10 protein-coding genes are annotated in these 6,798 nt (G+C 47.8%); 4 read left to right on the top strand and 6 right to left on the bottom strand.

All coding sequences use genetic code 11. The annotated features are described in order from the left end of the window. The 3 genes from A3751_RS12070 to A3751_RS12060 all read left to right on the top strand — a co-directional run. A partial coding sequence (locus tag A3751_RS12070) for a heme-binding beta-barrel domain-containing protein (protein WP_156492400.1) occupies positions 1-353 on the top strand: 353 nt, incomplete at its 5' end. 49 nt (positions 354-402) lie between these two features. Beyond that, positions 403-1,383, top strand: coding sequence for a D-2-hydroxyacid dehydrogenase (locus A3751_RS12065; RefSeq protein ID WP_068456304.1), 981 nt, complete (start codon positions 403-405; stop codon positions 1,381-1,383). Positions 1,384-1,512: 129 nt separating this feature from the next. Then, a complete protein-coding gene (locus A3751_RS12060) occupies positions 1,513-1,740 on the top strand; it encodes a hypothetical protein (RefSeq protein ID WP_068451054.1) in 228 nt (75 codons plus the stop codon). Between the two features lie 67 nt (positions 1,741-1,807). On the opposite strand, the gene A3751_RS12055 is transcribed toward A3751_RS12060, so the two are convergent. Next, positions 1,808-2,839: a putative solute-binding protein gene (locus A3751_RS12055; protein WP_068456311.1), complete on the bottom strand. Its 1,032-nt coding sequence runs from the start codon at positions 2,837-2,839 to the stop codon at positions 1,808-1,810. A gap of 424 nt (positions 2,840-3,263) precedes the next feature. Continuing rightward, positions 3,264-3,398 (bottom strand): cytochrome c oxidase subunit CcoM, encoded by a 135-nt coding sequence (gene ccoM / locus A3751_RS23740; protein ID WP_255374890.1) that lies wholly within the window; start codon positions 3,396-3,398, stop codon positions 3,264-3,266. Positions 3,399-3,592: 194 nt separating this feature from the next. Between ccoM and A3751_RS12050 the strand changes: the two genes are divergently transcribed. Beyond that, a complete protein-coding gene (locus tag A3751_RS12050; RefSeq protein ID WP_068456302.1) occupies positions 3,593-4,315 on the top strand; it encodes a spermidine synthase in 723 nt (240 codons plus the stop codon). On the opposite strand, the gene A3751_RS12045 is transcribed toward A3751_RS12050, so the two are convergent. The 4 genes from A3751_RS12045 to A3751_RS12030 form a co-directional block, all read right to left on the bottom strand. Further along, a complete protein-coding gene (locus A3751_RS12045) occupies positions 4,312-4,758 on the bottom strand; it encodes a thioesterase family protein (protein ID WP_068456299.1) in 447 nt (148 codons plus the stop codon). The two genes, A3751_RS12050 and A3751_RS12045, sit on opposite strands and share 4 nt — an antisense overlap. A 5-nt stretch (positions 4,759-4,763) precedes the next feature. Beyond that, positions 4,764-5,639, bottom strand: coding sequence for a glutathione-dependent disulfide-bond oxidoreductase (gene yghU / locus A3751_RS12040; protein ID WP_068456296.1), 876 nt, complete (start codon positions 5,637-5,639; stop codon positions 4,764-4,766). 33 nt (positions 5,640-5,672) lie between these two features. After that, positions 5,673-6,287: a glutathione S-transferase family protein gene (locus A3751_RS12035; RefSeq protein WP_068456293.1), complete on the bottom strand. Its 615-nt coding sequence runs from the start codon at positions 6,285-6,287 to the stop codon at positions 5,673-5,675. Positions 6,288-6,340: 53 nt separating this feature from the next. Further along, the coding region (locus A3751_RS12030) for an alpha/beta hydrolase-fold protein (RefSeq protein ID WP_255376085.1) at positions 6,341-6,798 on the bottom strand (458 nt) is incomplete at its 5' end.

The raw sequence follows: 6,798 nt of genomic DNA, 5'->3' as shown, positions 1-6,798 counted from the left end.
TGCATCGCATCCGAGATAGCAAGCATTTGCATGATCAGTGTGGTTATTGGATGTGGGACAAAGCCAATCAAAAAGTCATACACAATTTGTCGATTCCTCGCGGCGTTTCAGTGGTACTCGAGGGCGACGTTGAGGAAGTCGATGGCGGCTATATTCTGCGTTTAAGAGGGAGAGACAATGAGGGAAAAATTGCTCAGAGCGAGTTCATGAAAGCAAAGGCCCGAACCACCTCAATGAGTATGACCCTGGAAGTTCATGACGATACGCTCAGCTATGACTTGGACATGGACCTAGAAATCTATGGACGCACTTTCGATCATCTAGATAAAGCGACCCTTACGAAAAAGGCGTAGTCCAGAAAGGCTATGACGCGAAACCAAGCCCTCCCGCGCCCAAGGATGAATGATCATTAACAACGCCCGCTTCAAACAAGCCGTTTTTTTAGATGCCGCGACCATCAAGCCCAGCGAACTAGACTTGACCGCGCTGGAGCCGCTTGCTGACTCATGGACATTCCATGCATCAACGCGCCCTGAACAAACCTTGGCAAGAATGGAGACGGCTGAGCTAATCATCACCAACAAGGTCGTCTTGGATAAGCCGCTTCTTCAGCAAGCGCGATCGCTCAAACTTATCTGTATCTGCGCCACCGGCACCAACAATGTTGACCTCGATGCAGCGCGAGAGCTCGGTATCACCGTATGTAATGTATCTGGTTACGCGGCCGCAAGCGTTGCCCAACATACGATGGCTTTACTCTTATCTCTTGCCACCTCGCTCAATCAATACAACGCCGCCGTGCAAAACGGAGATTGGAGCAAATCGCCTTTTTTCTGCCTTCTCGATTATCCTGCATTTGAACTTTCGGGAAAAACTTTCGGTGTTGTCGGTTTTGGCTCATTGGGAAAAGCCGCGGCAAAGATGGCTGAAGCGCTCGGAATGACGGTGCTCGTCGCTCAACCCCCATGGAGAGATCAACAGACTCAAGACAGAACGCCCTGGAGCACATTTTTAGAAAAGTGCGATGTCATTTCCATACACTGTCCGCTGACACCCGAGTCAAAGTACCTTTTCAACCAAGAAACGCTCTCTTGCATGAAGCAAGGCGCCCTGCTGATCAATACAGCGCGCGGGGGCATTGTTCATGAAGAGGACTTGCTCGAGGCGCTTCTCTCAAAACACCTCAGAGGCGCTGCGCTGGATGTACTCGAACAAGAGCCGCCGGCAACGAACCACCCTCTCATTTCTGCCAAGCTACCCAACCTTCTCATTACGCCGCACTCCGCGTGGATTGCTACAGAATGCAGACAGCGCCTAATGGATGGCGTAACCCAAAACATCAAAGCCTTTCTCAATGGCAGCCCAAAGAACGCTGTAAATTAAGCAGCGCGTACTTTTGCTTTGCCCTTTTCGAAACGAAAGCGAGGCTGCGCTCATAGAACTGTCGCCTATGTCTCTCTCATGAGCTTGGCAATCCGCTAGAATGCAGGGGCAATTAAAGGAGAGTGACACGTGACCGAGCCAACAAATTCATCTAAGAACCTCAAGAGAGCCTGCGAGCTCATCAGCCACCTACTCATTGCTGTATGTGTCTATTTTGCATGGGCCGAGCAGTTCATCTGGTCGATCGTCTGTATCGCGGGCATCCTTTTGTTCAGCAATCTTCCTGCTTTACTAAACAAAGATGGCAAAAAGGCCAAGCTTGATAGAGAACTCGAAAAAGAACTTAGAAAGCTCTAAGTGTTAAGAACGAAAAAAGCGCCTAATGAGGCGCTTTTTTCGTTCTTCTATTTTTAAGTTACAGCGCTTACTCTTTCACCGAGCATTCTTTGGCTGAAGGATCATATTTACAACGGATTTTCCAAAGAATCGAGATCGCTTTTTGGTCGTACACTTTCTCATCCCTCAGTGCTAAACGAACCTTCTTGATCATATCTTCATATTCTTCCTTGATCGGCCCATCAATGTTGACCCAATACTTGGCAGGAATCTCGCTAAAAGCTTGATCAACCGTATTCTGCAACTCATTGAAACGAGTTAGCGCATGCTCTCGCATATGGCTAGCTAACCCTTCTGGTGCTCGCCTATTGTTTACGACAACCTCCATCACCGCGTAAAGAATACTGTGATCAATGATGCCGCCTTTCTCTCCAAGCCCCTTATAAAGCTCAAAGGTGTTATAGGCCAACGCCGGTGCGAACATCACATCCACATTGTCATTGTTAAACTGGCCTGCCCACGTCGCAAGACTTGTATGCACCGGCGATGCACCAACCATATCGACAAACTTCATGCTAGCGACATCATTATTGAGGATGGAGACTTTACGGCCACTAACATCTTCAATGCGCACATTCGCACGATCTTGGACAAATGTGTAAATCTCTCCAATCGGGTACAAGCCACCTAACTCGTAATCGTGATTGGTGATGAGCGGCTCCGCTTTAGGGTTGTTTAATGAAGCCGAGAGCGTCTTTAGCTCATCGAGTGAGCGAATACCGCCCGGCGCACCAAATGCGCCCGTAAAGGGTAGAAAGTCTTTGGCAAGAATGTTGGTAAGTAACACAGCGTCGCACTGGCCAGACTTAAAGTCATTCGCAGCGACGCTTTCATCGGTATAGGCTTCCATTTGCAGGTCATAGCCCCAGCGAAACGCCTCGGCCACAGTACCCTTAAAAAAATTCATAAAAGGACCGGTCCTACCCACTGGATCCCAAACGCAAAACTTGACGGGCACTTTTGCTTTCGCATTGGCGCTTGCGATACTCGCGCCGCCAATCAAAAAAGTGAATAGAAAAACCGCATTCACGGCAGCAATAGCAAACTTATTTTTATACATCTCTACATCTCTCGACAATTGCTTTAAAACTCGCATAAACGAGGTCGAAGAGCATACTGGCTTTGAGGCGTAATCTCTTTTTAAAAACGGTCAAATACAGCCGAGAAAAGAAATTAACGCGTTATTTAAGCGCACTGTTTCACAGGGATGAGAATTAGTTAAAAAGGAAGAGATGAAAGGGCAGAGCAAGACAAGCAAACGGGTTTATTTTAAATTCTGCCCATACGCATAGTGCGCCGGTGAAACAAAGGCCTGATACCAGATTCTTACGTGCAGAATGCGCGCTATCCAACCCTCGCCTCTCGCTCTAGCACTTGATCCGCTCTAAAACGCATACTTTATGCGCGTCGGCGAAACCGTCGACCAAAGCGTGCAGACACGCTAGGAAGAGCAAAGAAGATACTCCTCCATATCAGAAGTAAACTTAGGATTCGTTTTTTACTTTCACCTGCTTTGACTTTTGCAGGTCTTTGTAAACGAACCAAGCAAAACCACCTAAAAATGCAATTGTGCCACCGATTACGAGTAAGCTAGCGGCGATAGTTTCATCAAAATACATTGTTTGTTCCTCCTCAATTGTTGAGCCCAGATTAGCACCAGCCTAATCTCAAGCAATTGACATACATCAAACTAAGTTGCCTTTGTTCGTTATGGATTGCATCACGCTTTTTACGGCAATTGGCAATCACACTTGCTCATTACACGCACTTAGAACAGACTTCCCGCTTCGCTAACCACTTTGCAAGCAAGCCCATGTCTTTAATGTTCGAAGAAATTGATAGTCAGACCTCGCCACTTGGAGAGATCTCCCTCAGACGGCGGCGTCTGCCTGCTTTTGGCGAACGGGACATCTACGAAGTGAAACTTGGCGACGAGTTTTTAATGTCCAGTATGTTCGTCGATGCAGAACAAGCACTTTCAACACTCGGGCTTGCAGCACTAACAGGCAACTCTCTGGATGTTGTGGTTGGGGGTCTAGGCTTAGGTTACACGGCTGTAGAAGCGCTTAAAGACCCACGGGTAAATGAGCTTCTGGTGGTTGATGCGCTTGATACGGTTATTAACTGGCACAAAGACGAACTCGTGCCATTGGGGAAAATACTAAACGCTGATCAGAGAAATCGCTATATCAGTGGCAGCTTCTTTGACCTAGCCGTCGAGCCAAACTCGGGATTCGATCCAACACAGCCAGGCAGGCAATTTGACGCGATATTGTTAGACATAGACCACTCTCCAACAGAGTTTCTAAATAGCGCCAATGCCCACTTTTATACTAGCGAAAACTTGCGCCAGATGGCGGCACAATTAAAACCGAATGGTGTATTTGCCATGTGGTCTCAAAACCTGCCGGAGACCGAGTTTGAAGAACTGTTAAACACGGTATTTCCGAAAGTTGAATCGCACATCGTATCGTTTTTTAATCCTTTCAGGAGCCGAGAGGAAACAAATTCCGTTTACGTGTGCGTTGCATCTTAGCGTGTGCTTGTCCCAGATTGATCCATCATTCCAAAATTACCGTTTTGATCGAATTTATCGCGGACAAAATTCGGTATAGGACAGCTAGAAAAATCAGCAGCATTCACGAAAACATACACCGCTTCAGCGGTTGCAATCAGCGCGTGTCCAGCTGAACTGCGCACTTCAGTGTGCAGAGAAAACGAGCTGTTACCTATTCGGCCTACAGAGACATTGAGATCGAGCACATCGTCAAAGCGCGCAGGCGCCTTCCATTCGATCAACAATTTTACGATTTGATTCTCATAACCTTGCGCGAGTAACTCCTGATAACCTCCAAGTGCGGCACGCAAAAACTCCGTAGAGGCGAGGTCGACATAATCTGCATAGCGCGCGTTGAAGACCACATTCTGTGCATCACACTCGTTATAGCGAACGCGGATACGTAGCGTAAACCGAGCCATCACGCTTACTCGCTTGGCTTGGAGTCGAGCTTACGATCAATATCGTCAGCAGAACGGCGAACCGGCAATTGCTCCCAGGGCTCACCCCATGCTCGATTAACAATGCGACCTCGCTCAGTCGCTTCTCGCGCAGCGACCTCGGCCGTCCACCGCTGCACGTTACGATATGACTCTACATCAAGAAACGCCGCGGCATCGTAAAGCTTGCCTTGAGCCAATACCCCATACCAAGGCCAAATTGCCATATCAGCAATGGTGTACTCATCCCCCACCATGAATTGGTTCTGGGCCAAATGCTGATCTAACAAATCTAACTGACGCTTCACCTCCATCGTGTAACGATCAATCGGATACTCAAGCTTTTCCGGCGCATAGGCGTAGAAGTGACCAAAACCGCCTCCGAGGAAAGGCCCTGCTCCCATCTGCCACATTACCCAGCTCATGCACTCGGCGCGGCGCTGACCCGACTCAGGAAGAAATGCACCAAATTTCTCAGCCAGATAAAACAGAATCGCACCTGATTCAAAAATTCTCACATTCGACTTTTGGTCAAACAGTGCGGGAATCTTGGAGTTAGGATTAACCGCAACAAAACCACTTCCAAACTGATCACCTTCCATGATGTTGATTGGCCAGGCGTCGTATTCAGCTTCGTTAAATCCAGCCAATAACAACTCTTCAAGCATCATGGTCACCTTCACGCCGTTTGGCGTGGCCAAAGAGTAAAGCTGGAAAGGATGCGTACCAGATGGCAGCTCTTTCTCTTCACGCGCGCCTGCGGTCGGGCTATTAATGCTTGCGAACTTGCCCCCGTTCTCCGTGTTGGGCGTCCATACCTTTGGCGGTGTGTAAACGTTGTTGCTCGTGCTTTTAGCGGACATACACTCACTCTTTAGTGATGATAAATTGATTGGTTACGCTTTCGCGCTAGGACGAGCCGAAACAAGGTCATACCAGCGATTAAGATTGTGTTGATCCTCTCCACGACGCAACTTTATGACCCGCGCAAAATCAACTGTAATTAATGCTGTAATATCGGCAATGGAAAACGTGTCGCCTGCGATAAATTCTGAGTTAGCAAGATGCTTATCAAGCATATGCATAAACTTGCTGGCGTTTTTGAAGCAATCTTCACCCCATTCTTTGTTGGGCGTCATACGATCTGCGAAATAACCAGAGGTATGCTGAAACGCCAAGCCCACCATGTTCAAAAAGTACATCTCACAACGACGTTGCCACATTTCTATTTGCGCCTGTTCTAGCGCTTCAACACCAAACAAACTTGGCGTTGGATTCAACGCTTCGAAATAACGACAGATCGCCACAGACTCAGAAATGCACGTGCCATCATTCAGCTCCAAAACAGGAATTTTGGCAAACATATTTTTGTCACGAAAATCCGCGTTGCGGTTTTCGCCTTTCTGCAAATCGAGCTCCACAAACTCGACCGAATCAAGCAAGCCTTTCTCGGCTAAAAATAAGCGCACTCGACGCGCGTTCGGAGCAATTTTCTGTTCGTAAATTTTCATTATTATTCCTTATTTGCTGATCGCACTGTTGTTGATAAAGAAAGTGAAGCCGGCTATTTGAGATGCTCTGCATGGAAACGCAGATGCTCTTCGATGAAGCTCGCAATGAAAAAGTAACTGTGGTCATACGTTTCACGCATGTTGACCTGAGAGTAGCCCTTGTTTCTCTTTAAGGCTGCTTGCAGTTGCGTCGTACCAAGCTGTTCTTTGAGAAATTGGTCTTCAGAGCCCTGATCCACCAATATCGGCAAATGACTTTCAACTCGTTCTAGCAACAGAGTTGCGTCATGCTCGGCCCAAGCTTCGGTATCGTCTCCCAGATAGCCAGAAAAAGCTTTCTGACCCCATGGGCTCTCTACAGGATGACAAATCGGACTAAAAGCGGAAATAGAGCGGTAAAGATCTGGATGACGGAGCCCTATGGTCAAGGCACCGTGTCCGCCCATGGAATGCCCCATAATCGCAGCATTACCTTGCATTCCTAGCTGGCCAGACAGTAGTTCGGGCAACT

The sequence above is a fragment of the Oleiphilus sp. HI0080 genome (genome assembly GCF_001635135.1).
Note: the sequence above shows the minus strand (reverse complement) of the source record. Positions and strands in the feature narration are given on the sequence as shown.

What these genes read in the sequence shown, in the direction of transcription:
- A3751_RS12055 (WP_068456311.1), bottom strand. Translation starts at nt 2,839, where the DNA reads ATGTATAAAAATAAGTTTGCTATTGCTGCCGTGAATGCGGTTTTTCTA.
- A3751_RS12035 (WP_068456293.1), bottom strand. Translation starts at nt 6,287, where the DNA reads ATGAAAATTTACGAACAGAAAATTGCTCCGAACGCGCGTCGAGTGCGC.
- ccoM (WP_255374890.1), bottom strand. Translation starts at nt 3,398, where the DNA reads ATGTATTTTGATGAAACTATCGCCGCTAGCTTACTCGTAATCGGTGGC.
- A3751_RS12050 (WP_068456302.1), top strand. Translation starts at nt 3,593, where the DNA reads ATGTCTTTAATGTTCGAAGAAATTGATAGTCAGACCTCGCCACTTGGA.
- yghU (WP_068456296.1), bottom strand. Translation starts at nt 5,639, where the DNA reads ATGTCCGCTAAAAGCACGAGCAACAACGTTTACACACCGCCAAAGGTA.
- A3751_RS12065 (WP_068456304.1), top strand. Translation starts at nt 403, where the DNA reads ATGATCATTAACAACGCCCGCTTCAAACAAGCCGTTTTTTTAGATGCC.
- A3751_RS12045 (WP_068456299.1), bottom strand. Translation starts at nt 4,758, where the DNA reads ATGGCTCGGTTTACGCTACGTATCCGCGTTCGCTATAACGAGTGTGAT.